We start from the raw sequence: 13,080 nt of genomic DNA, 5'->3' as shown, positions 1-13,080 counted from the left end.
TCTGAAGTCATGCGTGAAGGGAATGGATTAGCGATGATCGGACAGGAGAACGTCCCGGGCTTCGTTGATGCGCGCGGCAAGAAAGGAGGAGCCGCCCATGTCGGGATGCAGGCGCTGCATCAGGCGGCGATGGGCCTGGCGGATCTCAGCCGCGGACGCTCCGGCTTCAAGACCAAGGATCTCGTAAGCCTCCTCCTTGGACACGGGGCCCGAAGCTGGCGCGCCTCCCTTCCCCCGGTCCTCGTGCGCATCAACGCGTTCGCGCCAGACGGGAAACCGGCTGTCAAGATACGTCTCCAGTAGCTGCCGGCTTTCGGCATCGTCCGAGAGGTCCTCGCGAAGCTGCAGCAGTTCCTCAAGCGTCATCTGCGCAAGGTGCCGGCCCTCGAAGCGGCCGGCCAGAACCGTGCCTTCCAAGGCGCCGGTATCATGATCCAGCTCCATCTCGAGCGCGGCCGACCGCACGCTCGACCGTCTGCCTTCACTACGAGTCCTTTTCCGCATCATCCCGACGGAACCGAACCACGCCGCCGCCAGCGAGAGCAGCGTGCCGCCTAGGCCCGCCCTGCCCGCCAGCATCAGCACCAGTCCCGAAAGCCCGAGCACCGTCGGCCCCGCAAGGCGGACGGCGGATGCGATGGCGGCAGGGTTCGCCCGCGTGAAGGCGAAGGCTGCCAGCGCCAGGATGAGCAGGAAGCCGAAAAGCAGAAGCGGAAAGGTCATTTTCCGCGGCTCAGATGCTCTATCATCAGGCGATCCTCCGGTCGCCCGCGCGCCTCGAGCGCGGCCATCCCGCCAGCCGCATAGACCGCCACCGCTCCCAGAAGTTTCGACAGGGTGTCGGCCGATCGCCGGTCGAAGCGGAACCAGGCGCCCCTGGAAAGCCGCGCGATTTCCCTGAAGGCGCTCGCGACGGACGGGTCCGAGCCTTCCTGGAAGACGAAGACGGGAACACCCTTCAGCCCGAGCTCGCCCGCCCGGTCGGCAAGCTCGTCGACATTCTCCTCCATGGCATCCCCGATGAAAACGAGCGCGTTCACCTTGCCGCGCGCATTCTCCTTCAGCGCATGGGAAAGCACCTTGCCGATCTGCGTGCGCCCGCCGCGGCAGTCGATGCGGGTCATCAGCCTCTTCAGGGCCCCGGTATCGGCCACGAAGCGCGAGGCGGCGCACTCGCCGAAGCCGCGATAATAGACGAGCTGCACGTTCAAGGCACCGGCCTTGCCGACGGCATCAAACATCTCGGCCTGGATTTCACAAGCAAGGTCCCAGGTGGGCTGACGGCTCATCGTGGCGTCGAGCGCGAGGATGAGACGGCCCTGCCCCTTGGTCGGCGTGGCCAGCGCCTTTGCCTGGCGCACGAAGGCCTCGATCGCGCTGTTGTCCGAGCGCGGCTGCGAAACCTCTCCTGTCCTCCCGGTCTCGACCGGCGCCTTCTTGTCACTCATAGGAAAAAGATGTGCTCGCGGGAGGCTGCTGGCAAGCCCTACAACAATCCCAGCTCCGTCAGTTCGCGGCGCAGATGGTCCGGCAGCTCTGCGGTGCCGGCACCTGCGCGGATATCGGCCGGCGCGTCATCGGGCTTGAGATACCGCCAGCCCTGGAAGGCCCGCCGCGGCTGCCATTCGGTCCGCACGACGCCCGGATCCAGCACCAGCCGGCAGCGCTGGATGCCTTCGCCGTCGACGAAGGGGCGGATGTCCACAAGCCGCTGCCGGCACTGTACCATCCCCTTGACCACCCAGTAGAGCGAGCCGCCCTCGATGATCTCCTCGATCTTTTTCGGCACCATGCGCGTGACATGGTAGTGCTCTTCCGGCTCGTCGCGGCGCCGCTTCTCCTCGAGCCGCAGCGCGATCCACTCTTCCAGGTCCTCGGGACTCTCGCAGCCCACGCAAAGCTTGATCAGATGAAGCGCCATGACCGCACCATCGGGAATAGCAGCTTTAAGGTCAACGTGAACCTGGCCTTTCCACAGACTCAGCACTCAACCACGTTCACGGCGAGCCCGCCAAGGCTCGTTTCCTTGTAACGCTCGTTCATGTCGAGACCGGTCTGGCGCATCGTCTCGACCGCCGCGTCGAGCGAAACGAAATGCTTTCCGTCGCCCTTGAGCGCCAGTGAGGCCGCCGTCACGGCCTTCACCGCACCCAGCGCGTTGCGTTCGATGCAGGGCACCTGCACAAGGCCCGCGACCGGATCGCAGGTCATGCCCAGATGGTGCTCCAGCGCGATCTCGGCGGCGTTTTCCACCTGCTCCGGCGTGCCGCCCATGACGGCGGCCATGCCCGCCGCAGCCATGGCGGAGGCAGAGCCCACCTCGCCCTGGCAGCCGACTTCGGCGCCGGAGATGGACGCATTGTGCTTCACGAGGCCGCCGACTGCCGCCGCCGTCAGCAGGAAGTCGCGGATTCCCGCCTCGTCGGCATCCGGGTGGAAGCGCAGCCAGTAGCGCAGCACCGCCGGCACCACACCCGCCGCCCCGTTGGTGGGAGCGGTGACGACGCGGCCGCCTGCCGCATTCTCCTCGTTGACGGCCATGGCATAGACGGAGAGCCAATCATTGGCGGCGAGCGGGTTGGGCCGGTTCTGCCGCCATTCCTCTTCCAGCTTGTCATGCAGTGCGCGGGCGCGGCGGCGCACCTTCAGGCCACCCGGCATGATCCCCTCCTGCGTCAGGCCGCGCTCGATGCAGCCGCGCATCGCTTCCCAGATCCGGTCCAGACCGGCATCGAGGTCTTCCGCGCTCCGGTAGGCGAGCTCGTTCGCCCGTTTCATCTCGGCGATGGAAAGCCCGCTTTCGGCCGCCATCTCCAGCATTTCCCGTGCGTTGGCGAAGGGATGGGGAACGCCGCGGTCAACCGTCGGCTTCTTCTGCGTCTTGAGCGCCTGCAGTTCCTCCTCCGATGCGACGAACCCTCCGCCCACCGAATAGTAAACGCGCCTCAAGAGCAGCCGGCAATCCGCGTCGAATGCACTGAAGGCCATGCCGTTGGCATGGCCCGGCAGCGGGTTCTTCCTGTCGAAGACCAGATCCGTTTCGGGATCGAAGCGGTACCCGCGATGACCGGCGGGCGAAATGCGCCCCTCGCTCCTGATCCGTTCGAGGATGCCATCCGCCGCATCGGGATCGACAGTCACCGGCGTGAGGCCGTGGAGGCCCAAGATCACCGCGCGGTCGGTCGCATGGCCGACGCCGGTGAAGGCCAGCGAACCATGCAGGCTGACGGAGATCCGGTCGATTTCCGCTCCCGCCGGACGCGGCCACTCGCCCTCCGCGATCTCGCGCAGGAAACGCTCCGCGGCCACCATCGGGCCCATCGTGTGGGAACTCGACGGGCCGATGCCGATCTTGAAGAGATCGAAGACGGAAAGGAACATGATCAACTCCAGCCGCGGCGGAAGCGCCTCGCGCATCCATGCGTTCTCAAGGCCGGATATGCGTGCCGGATAGCGACATCGCAAGGTCCAAAAGAAAACGGGACGCAGGCCACACGCCTCGCCCCGCCTTCAAATCGTGTACCGGAAGATCAGCTCGCTGCGATCACGGCGACCGCGTCGCCCCCGACGAAAAGCCAGGCCAAAAGGATGATGCCGGCCAGTCCGATCACCGCCTTCGCAGTGACGCCCCAGCACGATTTCTGAACGGTTTCGTCCATGAAAAACCCGTGTTCTTGTTTTTGCGTAGCGACCCGGTCCCCTGCCGCCACTGGGCCCCGAATACCGCCAAGCATGTCGCAACGCAACAACAAAAGCGGCAAGAGCGGGGCACCGTTCGATCAACTTCGGTGAAGAAATGGGTATCAGCCTAAAAAATTCAATAATTTGACTGCCTATAGGCTGTAATAAATCTTCAACAATCATGGCTGGATTGGGGCGGCCGGGTCGCCGCCCTCCAGCGCCGGAAGGATGGCGCTGCTGCGCCCCATCAGCCGATATGCCGCAAGCCCGATCCACTCGCGCACGGCGATGCTCGTATTGCGCAGCGAATCGAGCACGTTGTCGTCGGTCAGGCCAGGCCGCTCGCGGCCCGTCGTCTTGTAGTCCGCCGGCCAGGGGACGACGTCAAAGCCCGCCTGCCGGAAGGCGCCCACGGCGCGCGGCATGTGGAAAGCGGACGTCACCAGCAGCCACATCTCGCCCGGTCGCGGCTTTGCCATGGCGAAGGAAAGTCGTGCGTTTTCAAAAGTATCGCGGGATTCGTCCTCAAGCTCGATGCGCTCGGGCGGAACGCCCAGCCCGGTCAAAAGTCGCGGCGCCGTATCGGCATCGCCTTCGCCCGCAAGAAACACCGACCCCGAGCCGCCGGAGATGAGGACCCGCGCCTGCGGGTAGCGCCGTGCAAGGATGGCGGCCTCCACGAATCGGTCGCCGCTGTCGTTCAGCTCATAGCCGCCGCGCGAAAGATTCACCGCTCCCTCGAACCCGCCGCCGAGCACCACGATCCCGTCCACATGCTGCGGTGCGGGATCAGGGCGTTGGAACCTGCCCTCCAGCGGATGAAGCAGCAATGCGCCGAAGGTCGTCCAGCCGGCCAGCGCCACCACGAGAAAGGCGAGCGTTCCCAGGGTGATCGAGAGCTTCCGCCACCGAATGAGTGCAGCGACGACAGCCGCTGCGATCAGCAGGCCGACAAGATTGAAGGGCTGCACCACGGTCCAGAAAACGGCAGAGGCCAAGTGGAACATTCTTCTCTCTCAAGCCGAATCGTAAAGCGGCTTGGAAAATAGGAGGGCTACTCGCCGCCAGTCCAGGTGATCACCACCAGCGCTTCGGCTCGAACCTTCCCGCCGCCTGCTCGATCACGTGAGCGGTGCGGAAGAGCGTCTCCTCGTCGAAGGCGCGGCCGATGAGCTGCAGGCCGAGCGGAAGGCCGTTGGCATCGAGCCCCGCCGGAACCGCGATGCCAGGCAGACCCGCCATGTTCACCGTCACGGTGAAGATGTCGTTCAGATACATCTTCACCGGATCGGCCGCCATGTCCTGGTCGGCGACGCCGAAGGCGGCCGAAGGCGTGGCCGGCGTCAGGATCGCATCCACGCCCGCCTCGAAGGCCTGCTCGAAATCGCGCTTGATCAGCGTGCGCACCTTCTGCGCGCGCAGGTAATAGGCGTCGTAGTAGCCGGCCGAGAGGACGTAGGTGCCGATCATGACGCGCCGCTTCACCTCGCGGCCGAAGCCTTCCGCGCGCGTCTTCTCGTACATCTCGGTGATGTCGCGGCCGGGCACGCGCAGGCCGTAACGCACGCCGTCATAGCGCGCGAGGTTGGAGGAAGCCTCCGCCGGCGCCACGATGTAATAGGCCGGCAGCGCGTATTTCGTGTGCGGCAGCGAGATGTCGACGATCTCGGCGCCCGCATCGCGCATCCAGTCGATGCCCTTCTGCCAGAGCGCCTCGATCTCGGCCGGCATGCCGTCGACGCGGTACTCCTTGGGGATGCCGATCTTCAGCCCCTTCACGGACCGGCCGATCGCCGCCTCGTAGTCCGGCACGGAACGGTCCACCGAAGTCGTATCCTTCGGGTCGACCGAGGCCATGGACTTCAAGAGGATCGCCGCGTCGCGCACGTCACGCGCGATTGGTCCCGCCTGGTCAAGCGAGGAGGCGAAGGCGACAATGCCCCAGCGCGAGCAACGCCCGTAGGTAGGCTTGATGCCGACGGTGGCCGTGAACGCGGCCGGCTGGCGGATCGAGCCGCCCGTGTCGGTCGCCGTCGCCCCGGCGCAGAGCCAGGCCGCGACCGCCGCAGCCGAGCCGCCGGAGGAGCCGCCGGGCACCAGGTCCTTGTTTCCGCCCTCCGCCCGCCAGGGGTTCACGACGGGACCGTAATAGGAGGTCTCGTTGGAGGAGCCCATGGCGAACTCGTCCATGTTGAGCTTGCCCAGCATCACCGCCCCATCATCCCAGAGATTGGCGGTGACGGTGGACTCGTAATGCGGCTTGAAGCCATCGAGGATATGGCTCGCCGCCTGGGTGTGCACGCCCTCGGTGGCGAACAGGTCCTTGATGCCGAGCGGCACGCCCTCGAGCGGCCGGGCGCCGCCCTGGGCGAGCCGCATGTCGGAAGCCTTCGCCATCTCGCGTGCCTGGTCGGCCGTCACGGCGATATAAGCGTTCAGCCGGTCGTTGGCCGCCTGGATCGCGGAGAGGTAGGACTCCGTCAGCTCCAGCGCGGTGAACTCCTTGGCCGCCAGCTTGGCGCGGATGTCCGAAATGGTGAATTTCGTAAGCTCGGTCATGAAATATCCGTTCAGGCGGCGGCAGGCGCCGCAATCAGGTTCTTTTCGTAGAAGACGGACCACTTCGAGTCCGGATAGTCGAGCACGGGGCCGCAGCGGGTGAAGCCGGCACGCTCATAGACGGCCCAGGCCGCCGGATGACGGTCGCCCGTCTCCAGCACCAGTCTTGAGAAGCCTTCCTCGCGCGCCAGCGCCTCGATACGCTCCACGATCAAGCCGCCGATGCCCTGCCCGCGGTGGGAAGACCGCGTGTACATGCGCTTCACCTCGGCCACCCCATCCCCATGGCGATGCAGCGCACCGCAGGCCACCACCTGCCCGTCATCGCGCGCCACGAACAGCGTCGTGGCGGGGGTGGCCATCTGCTCGGCCGTCATGTGGAAGCAGAATTCCGGCGGCGTCAGCGCCAGCAGCGTCTCGTTCAACTCGCCGATCAGCGCGCGTATGTCATCCTGCAGCGGCGGCTCGGCGGCGATGGTGATCGCCATGGCCTACTCCACCACCTTGGGCACGAGGAAGAAGTGGTCGCCGCTCACGGGCGCGTTCGCCACGATGTCTTCGGCCTTGTCCCCGTCGGTCACCTCGTCGGCACGCATCCTGATCGACATCGGGATGACGGAGGTCATCGGCTCGACACCGGTCACATCCACCTCGTTCAGTTGCTCGACGAAACCCAGGATCGCGTTGAGCTCGCCGGTCATGCGGCTCGCATCGTCCTCATCGACGGCGATCCTCGCCAGCCGGGCGACGCGCTTCACGGTGTCGATATCGACGGACATACTTCTCTTCCTTGCAAGGGGAGCGTTCGGCACAGGGCTATAGTCGCGCCCGGCGCCGCACGCAACCGCTTCGCGGAAAGCCGGCGGCTAGAGTTCGGCCGCCTGCCCGCACGCCGGTGTCAGCACCTTCGTCTCCGTCCCCTTCATCCCCTCGATAAACTTGTCGGCCGACTGGTCGATCATGGGGAACGTGCCGTAGTGACAGGGGATCACCGTCTCGAAACGGAAGAAACGCCGGCAGGCGAGCGCCGCCACCGCGCCGCCCATCGTGAAGCGGTCGCCGATGGGGACGATGCCGATCTGGGGCTGATGCAGTTCCTGGATCAGCGCCATGTCGCCGAAGATATCCGTGTCGCCCATGTGGTAGAGCGTCTTGTCCTCGGGAAAATGCAGGACCATGCCGGCGGGGTTGCCGAGATAGACGTTGCCGCCGTCGTCCAGGAAATAGGAGGAGGAGTGAAGGGCGTTGACGAAGGTGGTGGTGAACCCGCCGCAATCGACCGTGCCGCCGTGATTGCCCGGATTGACCTTCTCCACGCCCTTGCCGCCGAAATAGGTGCAGATCTCGGCATTGGCGACCAGCATGGCCCCTGTCTTCTTCAGGATCGCAAGCGAATCGCCCACATGGTCGCCGTGCCCGTGGGTGAGCAGCAGATGTGTGATGCCCTCGGCCGGCTCCTCCCAGCCACCGTTCCAGGTGGGATTGCCGCTCAGGAACGGATCGATGAGGATTTTCGCGCCGCCCGCCTCGATCCGGAACGCAGAATGGCCGTACCAGATGATTTTCATGTCCCGACTCCTCGATTGTTGCTGCATGGAAGGATAAGACGGAGAAGGACCATGTCAAAGATCGGGCTGTACGCGTGAGCGTTGTTTCCATCGAGGAGCTGGAGAAGGCCAGGCCCGTCGGCCGGCCGCTTGCCGCGCTCGACCTCGGCACGAAGACGATCGGCGTGGCCGTCTCCGATCTCGGCCTGTCCTTCGCCACGCCGCGGACGGTGATCGCGCGCAAGAAGTTCAAGCAGGACGCGGAGGCGCTGCTGCACCTCCTCTCCCGCGAGAATGTCGGCGGGGTGATCGTGGGCCTTCCCGTCAATATGGACGGCAGCGAGGGTCCGCGCGCGCAGTCGACGCGCGCCTTCGTGCGCAATCTTCAGCCGATGACGAATCTGCTCTTCGCCTTCTGGGACGAGCGGCTTTCCACCGTCGCGGCCGAGCGGGCGCTGATCGAGATGGACGTTTCGCGCGCCAAACGGGCGGCGCGCATCGACGCCGCGGCGGCCGCCTTTATCCTGCAGGGCGCGCTCGACCGCATCCAGGCCTTGCGGGCGGGGTCGCGGAGATAGCCGCGCGCATTGCAGCGGAGTTCCGTCAAACCGCTTCGGGATAGAGCATCTCCACGATCGCCGCCGCATCATGGCGCGCATCGAGCATTCCGTAGGTGCCGCGCCACTGGCCGGCAAGCCGCGTCTCGATGAAGGCGTCAGCCACCTGCCCCGCCCCGAGCCGCCTCAGTTCCGCGGCGGCGGCGGCAAGGGCGAGCTGCTCGGTCAGGATCCGCCCTGCCCCCTCGTCGTTCTCGCACACGCGCATGGCTGCCTGCAGCACCTCGACCGTGCCGCGGCCGGTCGGACCAAGATCACGGTTGATCCCTTCCAGCACGTCGTCGAACAGGCTCGCGTTGCGCAAAAGCACGCGCAGCATATCGAGCGCCATCACATTGCCCGAACCCTCCCAGATGGCGTTCACCGGCGCCTCGCGATAGTAGCGGGCCAGCGGCGCCTCCTCCACATAGCCGTTGCCGCCCAGGCACTCCATGGCCTCATAGGTCACCGCAGGCGCGATCTTGCAGACCCAGTATTTCGTCACCGGGGTCATCACCCGGGCATAGGCCGCTTCGCTGCGGCTGTTGGCCGCCTCGTCGAAGGAGCGCGCAAGCCGGAACGCAAGCGCCGTCGCCGCCGCCACGTCGAGCGCCAGGTCGGCGAGAACGCGCTGCATCAACGGCTGGTCCATCAGCGGCTTGCCGAAAACCTGGCGGTAACGCGTGTGATGCACGGCCTCCGCAACGGCCGCACGCATCAGGCCTGCCGAGGCAAGCGCACAGTCGAGCCTGGTCAGCGTCACCATGTCCATAATGGTGCGGATGCCGGCACCCGGTTCGCCCACCGGATAGCCGAGCGCGCCGTGGAATTCGACCTCGGAGGAAGCGTTCGAGCGGTTGCCGAGCTTGTCCTTGAGGCGCTGGAAACGGAAACCGTTGCCGACACCATCATCGGTGAGCCGCGGCAGCAGGAAGCAGGAGAGCCCCTCCTTCGCCTGGGCCAGCACCAGGAAGCCGTCGCTCATGGGCGCCGACATGAACCATTTGTGGCCGGTGATGCGGAAAAGCCCGTCGCCGGCGGGCTCCGCCGCGGTGGTGTTGGTCCGCACATCGGTGCCGCCCTGCCGCTCCGTCATGCCCATGCCAAGCGTGACGCCCTGCTTCTGGGCGGCCGGCTTGTTGGAATGGTCGTATTTGCGCGCGATCACGCGCGGCGCCCAGGCACGGAACAGCGTGGGGTTCGACATGAGGGCCGCGAGCGCCGCGCTCGTCATGGTGATCGGGCAAAGATGGCCGCATTCGAGCTGCGCAGTAAGATAGAAGCGCGCCGCGCGCGCCTGGTGGCGCTGCCCCTTCTCTCCCTCGCTGTCCTCCCAGATCGAGGAATGGAGCCCCGCGCCCACCGAACGGCGCATCAGCGCGTGATAGGCGGGATGATACTCCACAAGATCGAGGCGATGGCCGTAGCGATCATGAGTCCTCAGGACCGGGGTCTCGGCGTTGGCCAGCCGCGCGAGCTCCTGGGCCTCGGGCGTCCGCACGAAACGGCCGATCTGCTCGAGATCCTTGCGCACCGGTTCGGTGAAGCCATCGCCGAGTTGCACGAGCAGCGGATCCGAGCGCCACGCATTTGTGCCGCTCATGGGCGGGGACTGGTTCAGCACCTCATCACTCTTCACTAGAACACCTCTGAGGCGGCGAACCCGCATTTCCTGACAATAGCCATCGATTCTGATACAGGCTTGGCATCCGGAAAAGCCTTATCTCTTTTTTCGCGACGGACAAAATGGCGGGGAGAAACCGCGCACAAGGTTTTCACTGCTTGCGGGGTGGGACGCACCGGCCTATAGCAGCGCTTCAAGATGACAGACGCTTCGGCCTTCCCCCTCTTTCCGCACCGCCATCTCCTGGGCATCAAGGGCCTTTCGCCCGCCGATATCGAACTCCTGCTCGACAGGGCCGACGCCGCCGTCGCGGTTTCGCGACAGCCGGAGAAAAAGCTTGCGACCTTGCGCGGACGCACGCAGATCAATCTCTTCTACGAGGCCTCGACCCGCACCCAGTCCTCCTTCGAGCTGGCGGGAAAGCGGCTTGGCGCCGATGTCATGAACATGTCCGTCGCAAGCTCCTCCGCCAAAAAGGGCGAGACGCTGCTCGACACGGCGATGACACTGAACGCCATGCGGCCGGACATTCTCGTCATCCGCCATTCGGCGGCGGGTGCCGCCGCCCTTCTCGCGCAGAAGGTGGGCTGCTCCGTCGTCAATGCCGGGGACGGCGCGCACGAGCATCCCACGCAGGCATTGCTCGACGCGCTCACCATCCGCCGCGCCAAGGGGCGCATCGCCGGGCTCGTGGTGGCCATCTGTGGGGATGTGCTCCACTCGCGCGTGGCGCGGTCGAACGTCATCCTGCTCAATGCGCTCGGCGCACGCGTGCGCGTCGTGGCGCCTTCCACGCTCCTGCCCTCGGGCATCGGCCAGATGGGGGTAGAGCCCTTCACCACGATGAGCGATGGCCTCGCGGGCGCCGACGTCGTCATGATGCTCAGGCTGCAGCGCGAGCGCATGGCGGGAACCTTCGTGCCCTCCGTGCGCGAATATTTCCGCTTCTTCGGCCTCGACGGGGAAAAGCTGAATGCGGCCAAGGAGGACGCGATCGTCATGCATCCCGGTCCCATGAACCGGGGGGTCGAGATCGCCTCGGACGTGGCGGACGGCCCGCACAGCATGATCCAGGAGCAGGTGGAGATGGGGGTCGCCGTACGCATGGCGGTCATGGAGGCGCTGCTCGATCCGCGCCGCAATGGAGGCGCGGCATGAGTGTCACCGTCTTCACCAATGCCCGCGTGGTCGATCCTTCGCGCGGGCTCGACGAGACCGGCACGGTGATCGTCGAAGGCGCCGAAATCCGCGCCGCCGGAGCCGATGCGCGCAACCAGGGTGTTCCGGATGGCGCCACCGTCATCGACTGCGCCGGCAAGGCCGTGCTGCCGGGCCTCGTAGACGTGCGCGTCTTCATCGGCGAGCCGGGTGCGGAGCACCGCGAGACCATCGCCTCCGCCGGGCGGGCTGCGGCCGCGGGCGGCGTCACCTCGATCATCATGATGCCCGACACCTCGCCCGTCATCGACGACGTGGCGCTGGTGGAATTCGTTCGACGCACCGCGCGGGAGACGGCGCCCGTCAACGTCTTTCCCGCCGCAGCCGTCACCAAGGGGCTCGCGGGCCGCGAGATCAGCGAGGTCGGCCTGCTGCAGGAGGCAGGCGCGGTGATGCTCACCGAAGGCCGCCGGACGATCGCAAGCCCGCTCACCATGCGCCGTGCGCTTACCTATGCGCGCGACATGGGCATCGTGCTCGCCCATGCGACACAGGATCCCGACCTCGCCTCCTCCGGCGTCATGAACGAGGGCCTGCTTGCGAGCTGGCTCGGCCTTCCGGGCATCCCGCGCGAGGCCGAGGCGATCCCGCTTGCGCGCGACCTGATGCTCGCCGCGCTCACGCATGGGCGCTACCACGCGGCCGAGATCTCGACGGCCATGTCCGCCGCCGCCGTCAGGTGCGCCAAGGACGAGGGCACGCAGGCGACCGCCGGCGTCAGCATCAACAGTCTCTGCCTCAACGAGAACGATGTCGGCGAATACCGCACCTTCTTCCGGCTCTCGCCGCCGCTGCGCACGGAAGAGGACCGTCTCGCGATGGTGGAGGCGTTGCGGGACGGCACCGTGGATGTCATCCACTCCTCGCACGACCCGCAGGACGTGGACACGAAGCGCCTGCCCTTCGCGGAAGCGGCCGCCGGCGCGATCGGGCTCGAAACGCTCCTTGCGGCAGCACTCAGGCTCCACCATTCAGGCGATGTGCCGCTGCTGCGCCTCGTCGAGGCGCTCACGACAGCGCCCGCCCGGCTCTTCGGCCTGCCCGGCGGCACCTTGAAGCCGGGCGCACCGGCGGACCTGATCCTGGTCGATCTCGACGCGCCCTGGATCGTGCGCGAGGCGGATATCCGCTCGCTTTCCAAGAACACCGCCTTCGAAGGCGCGCGCATGCAGGGACGGGTCTTGCAAACCATGGTTGCAGGCCGCACAGTGTTCACGGCCTGATTTCGGAGGGGGAAGTGATGGACGCGACGGGCTGGTCGGCTCCGCTGGTTGTTTTGCTTGCCGCGCTTGCGATCGGCTATTTCCTCGGCTCGATCCCGTTCGGCTTCATCATCACGCGTCTGGCCGGGCTCGGTGACGTCCGCAGCATCGGCTCCGGCAATATCGGCGCCACCAACGTGCTGCGCACCGGCAGGAAAGGGCTTGCGGCGCTCACGCTCCTGCTCGACGCGCTGAAGGGCACGGCGGCCGTTCTGCTTGCCCGTTTCTACGGTCCGGAGGCGGCCATCGCCGCCGGCTTCGGTGCCTTTCTCGGCCATCTCTTCCCGGTCTGGCTGGGCTTCAAGGGCGGCAAGGGCGTGGCGACCTATCTCGGCGTGCTCGTCGCACTCGCCTGGCAGGGCGCTCTCGTCTTCGCCGCCGCATGGCTGGCGGTGGCCTTCCTCACCCGCTATTCCTCCCTCGCCGCGCTCGTGGCGGCGGTCTGCGTCCCCGTGGCACTTTATCTCATGGGCTATGTGCAGCCGGCGCAACTCTTCGTGGTGCTGAGCCTCTTCGTGTTCCTGAAGCACCGCGCCAACATCGCACGGCTTCTTCAGGGCCGTGAAGCGCGCATCGGGGCCAGGGGCTGAGCC

15 protein-coding genes are annotated in these 13,080 nt (G+C 66.3%); 4 read left to right on the top strand and 11 right to left on the bottom strand.

The window, feature by feature from the left end; genetic code table 11:
* Positions 1–27 precede the first annotated feature (27 nt).
* The 10 genes from PVE73_RS12780 to PVE73_RS12735 all read right to left on the bottom strand — a co-directional run bounded on the left by PVE73_RS12780 (position 28) and on the right by PVE73_RS12735 (position 7,808).
* The gene (locus tag PVE73_RS12780) at positions 28–723 is read right to left on the bottom strand and encodes a DnaJ domain-containing protein (protein WP_277367278.1); all 696 of its coding nucleotides are present in this window, start codon (positions 721–723) and stop codon (positions 28–30) included.
* The gene (locus tag PVE73_RS12775; protein WP_277367277.1) at positions 720–1,448 is read right to left on the bottom strand and encodes a VWA domain-containing protein; all 729 of its coding nucleotides are present in this window, start codon (positions 1,446–1,448) and stop codon (positions 720–722) included. Before PVE73_RS12775 ends, PVE73_RS12780 begins: the two co-directional genes overlap by 4 nt.
* Positions 1,449–1,486: 38 nt before the next feature.
* The gene (locus PVE73_RS12770; RefSeq protein WP_277367276.1) at positions 1,487–1,921 is read right to left on the bottom strand and encodes a DUF1489 family protein; all 435 of its coding nucleotides are present in this window, start codon (positions 1,919–1,921) and stop codon (positions 1,487–1,489) included.
* A gap of 59 nt (positions 1,922–1,980) precedes the next feature.
* Positions 1,981–3,381 carry an L-serine ammonia-lyase gene (locus tag PVE73_RS12765; RefSeq protein ID WP_277367438.1) on the bottom strand — a complete coding sequence of 467 codons (1,401 nt, stop codon included), beginning with the start codon at positions 3,379–3,381 and terminating at the stop codon, positions 1,981–1,983.
* Positions 3,382–3,530: 149 nt separating this feature from the next.
* Complete coding sequence (locus PVE73_RS12760; protein WP_277367275.1) at positions 3,531–3,659, bottom strand: hypothetical protein; 129 nt, start codon at positions 3,657–3,659, stop codon at positions 3,531–3,533.
* A gap of 201 nt (positions 3,660–3,860) precedes the next feature.
* Positions 3,861–4,688: a YdcF family protein gene (locus PVE73_RS12755; RefSeq protein WP_277367274.1), complete on the bottom strand. Its 828-nt coding sequence runs from the start codon at positions 4,686–4,688 to the stop codon at positions 3,861–3,863.
* Between the two features lie 70 nt (positions 4,689–4,758).
* Positions 4,759–6,240, bottom strand: a complete 1,482-nt coding sequence (gatA, locus tag PVE73_RS12750; protein WP_277367273.1) for an Asp-tRNA(Asn)/Glu-tRNA(Gln) amidotransferase subunit GatA — start codon at positions 6,238–6,240, stop codon at positions 4,759–4,761.
* 11 nt (positions 6,241–6,251) lie between these two features.
* Positions 6,252–6,728, bottom strand: coding sequence for a GNAT family N-acetyltransferase (locus PVE73_RS12745; RefSeq protein ID WP_277367272.1), 477 nt, complete (start codon positions 6,726–6,728; stop codon positions 6,252–6,254).
* Between the two features lie 3 nt (positions 6,729–6,731).
* Positions 6,732–7,019 (bottom strand): Asp-tRNA(Asn)/Glu-tRNA(Gln) amidotransferase subunit GatC, encoded by a 288-nt coding sequence (gatC, locus tag PVE73_RS12740; RefSeq protein WP_277367271.1) that lies wholly within the window; start codon positions 7,017–7,019, stop codon positions 6,732–6,734.
* Between the two features lie 87 nt (positions 7,020–7,106).
* Complete coding sequence (locus PVE73_RS12735) at positions 7,107–7,808, bottom strand: metal-dependent hydrolase (RefSeq protein ID WP_277367270.1); 702 nt, start codon at positions 7,806–7,808, stop codon at positions 7,107–7,109.
* A gap of 74 nt (positions 7,809–7,882) precedes the next feature.
* Here PVE73_RS12735 and ruvX point away from each other — a divergent pair, with 74 nt between their 5' ends.
* A complete protein-coding gene (gene ruvX / locus PVE73_RS12730) occupies positions 7,883–8,365 on the top strand; it encodes a Holliday junction resolvase RuvX (protein ID WP_277367269.1) in 483 nt (160 codons plus the stop codon).
* Positions 8,366–8,390: 25 nt separating this feature from the next.
* Here ruvX and PVE73_RS12725 read toward each other — a convergent pair whose 3' ends face one another.
* Positions 8,391–10,052, bottom strand: coding sequence for an acyl-CoA dehydrogenase family protein (locus PVE73_RS12725; RefSeq protein ID WP_277367268.1), 1,662 nt, complete (start codon positions 10,050–10,052; stop codon positions 8,391–8,393).
* A 153-nt stretch (positions 10,053–10,205) separates the two neighbouring features.
* Here PVE73_RS12725 and PVE73_RS12720 point away from each other — a divergent pair, with 153 nt between their 5' ends.
* The 3 genes from PVE73_RS12720 to plsY are packed head-to-tail and all read left to right on the top strand — an operon-like array spanning position 10,206 to position 13,077.
* Entirely contained in the window at positions 10,206–11,165 is a 960-nt protein-coding gene (locus tag PVE73_RS12720; protein WP_277367267.1) for an aspartate carbamoyltransferase catalytic subunit, read from the top strand.
* Positions 11,162–12,448: a dihydroorotase gene (locus PVE73_RS12715; protein WP_277367266.1), complete on the top strand. Its 1,287-nt coding sequence runs from the start codon at positions 11,162–11,164 to the stop codon at positions 12,446–12,448. Before PVE73_RS12720 ends, PVE73_RS12715 begins: the two co-directional genes overlap by 4 nt.
* 17 nt (positions 12,449–12,465) lie before the next feature.
* The gene (gene plsY / locus PVE73_RS12710) at positions 12,466–13,077 is read left to right on the top strand and encodes a glycerol-3-phosphate 1-O-acyltransferase PlsY (protein ID WP_277367265.1); all 612 of its coding nucleotides are present in this window, start codon (positions 12,466–12,468) and stop codon (positions 13,075–13,077) included.
* The last annotated feature ends 3 nt before the right edge of the window (positions 13,078–13,080 follow it).

This window comes from Chelativorans sp. AA-79, from assembly GCF_029457495.1.
Lineage (GTDB): Bacteria > Pseudomonadota > Alphaproteobacteria > Rhizobiales > Rhizobiaceae > Chelativorans.
The sequence above is the reverse complement of the archived record's forward strand: the minus strand, read 5'-3'. Positions and strand labels throughout refer to the sequence as shown.

Coding starts and splice junctions, on each gene's coding strand:
- PVE73_RS12780 (WP_277367278.1), bottom strand. CDS start 723: ATGACCTTTCCGCTTCTGCTTTTCGGCTTCCTGCTCATCCTGGCGCTG.
- PVE73_RS12775 (WP_277367277.1), bottom strand. CDS start 1,448: ATGAGTGACAAGAAGGCGCCGGTCGAGACCGGGAGGACAGGAGAGGTT.
- PVE73_RS12770 (WP_277367276.1), bottom strand. CDS start 1,921: ATGGCGCTTCATCTGATCAAGCTTTGCGTGGGCTGCGAGAGTCCCGAG.
- PVE73_RS12765 (WP_277367438.1), bottom strand. CDS start 3,381: ATGTTCCTTTCCGTCTTCGATCTCTTCAAGATCGGCATCGGCCCGTCG.
- PVE73_RS12760 (WP_277367275.1), bottom strand. CDS start 3,659: ATGGACGAAACCGTTCAGAAATCGTGCTGGGGCGTCACTGCGAAGGCG.
- PVE73_RS12755 (WP_277367274.1), bottom strand. CDS start 4,688: ATGTTCCACTTGGCCTCTGCCGTTTTCTGGACCGTGGTGCAGCCCTTC.
- gatA (WP_277367273.1), bottom strand. CDS start 6,240: ATGACCGAGCTTACGAAATTCACCATTTCGGACATCCGCGCCAAGCTG.
- PVE73_RS12745 (WP_277367272.1), bottom strand. CDS start 6,728: ATGGCGATCACCATCGCCGCCGAGCCGCCGCTGCAGGATGACATACGC.
- gatC (WP_277367271.1), bottom strand. CDS start 7,019: ATGTCCGTCGATATCGACACCGTGAAGCGCGTCGCCCGGCTGGCGAGG.
- PVE73_RS12735 (WP_277367270.1), bottom strand. CDS start 7,808: ATGAAAATCATCTGGTACGGCCATTCTGCGTTCCGGATCGAGGCGGGC.
- PVE73_RS12725 (WP_277367268.1), bottom strand. CDS start 10,052: ATGCGGGTTCGCCGCCTCAGAGGTGTTCTAGTGAAGAGTGATGAGGTG.
- PVE73_RS12720 (WP_277367267.1), top strand. CDS start 10,206: ATGACAGACGCTTCGGCCTTCCCCCTCTTTCCGCACCGCCATCTCCTG.
- PVE73_RS12715 (WP_277367266.1), top strand. CDS start 11,162: ATGAGTGTCACCGTCTTCACCAATGCCCGCGTGGTCGATCCTTCGCGC.
- plsY (WP_277367265.1), top strand. CDS start 12,466: ATGGACGCGACGGGCTGGTCGGCTCCGCTGGTTGTTTTGCTTGCCGCG.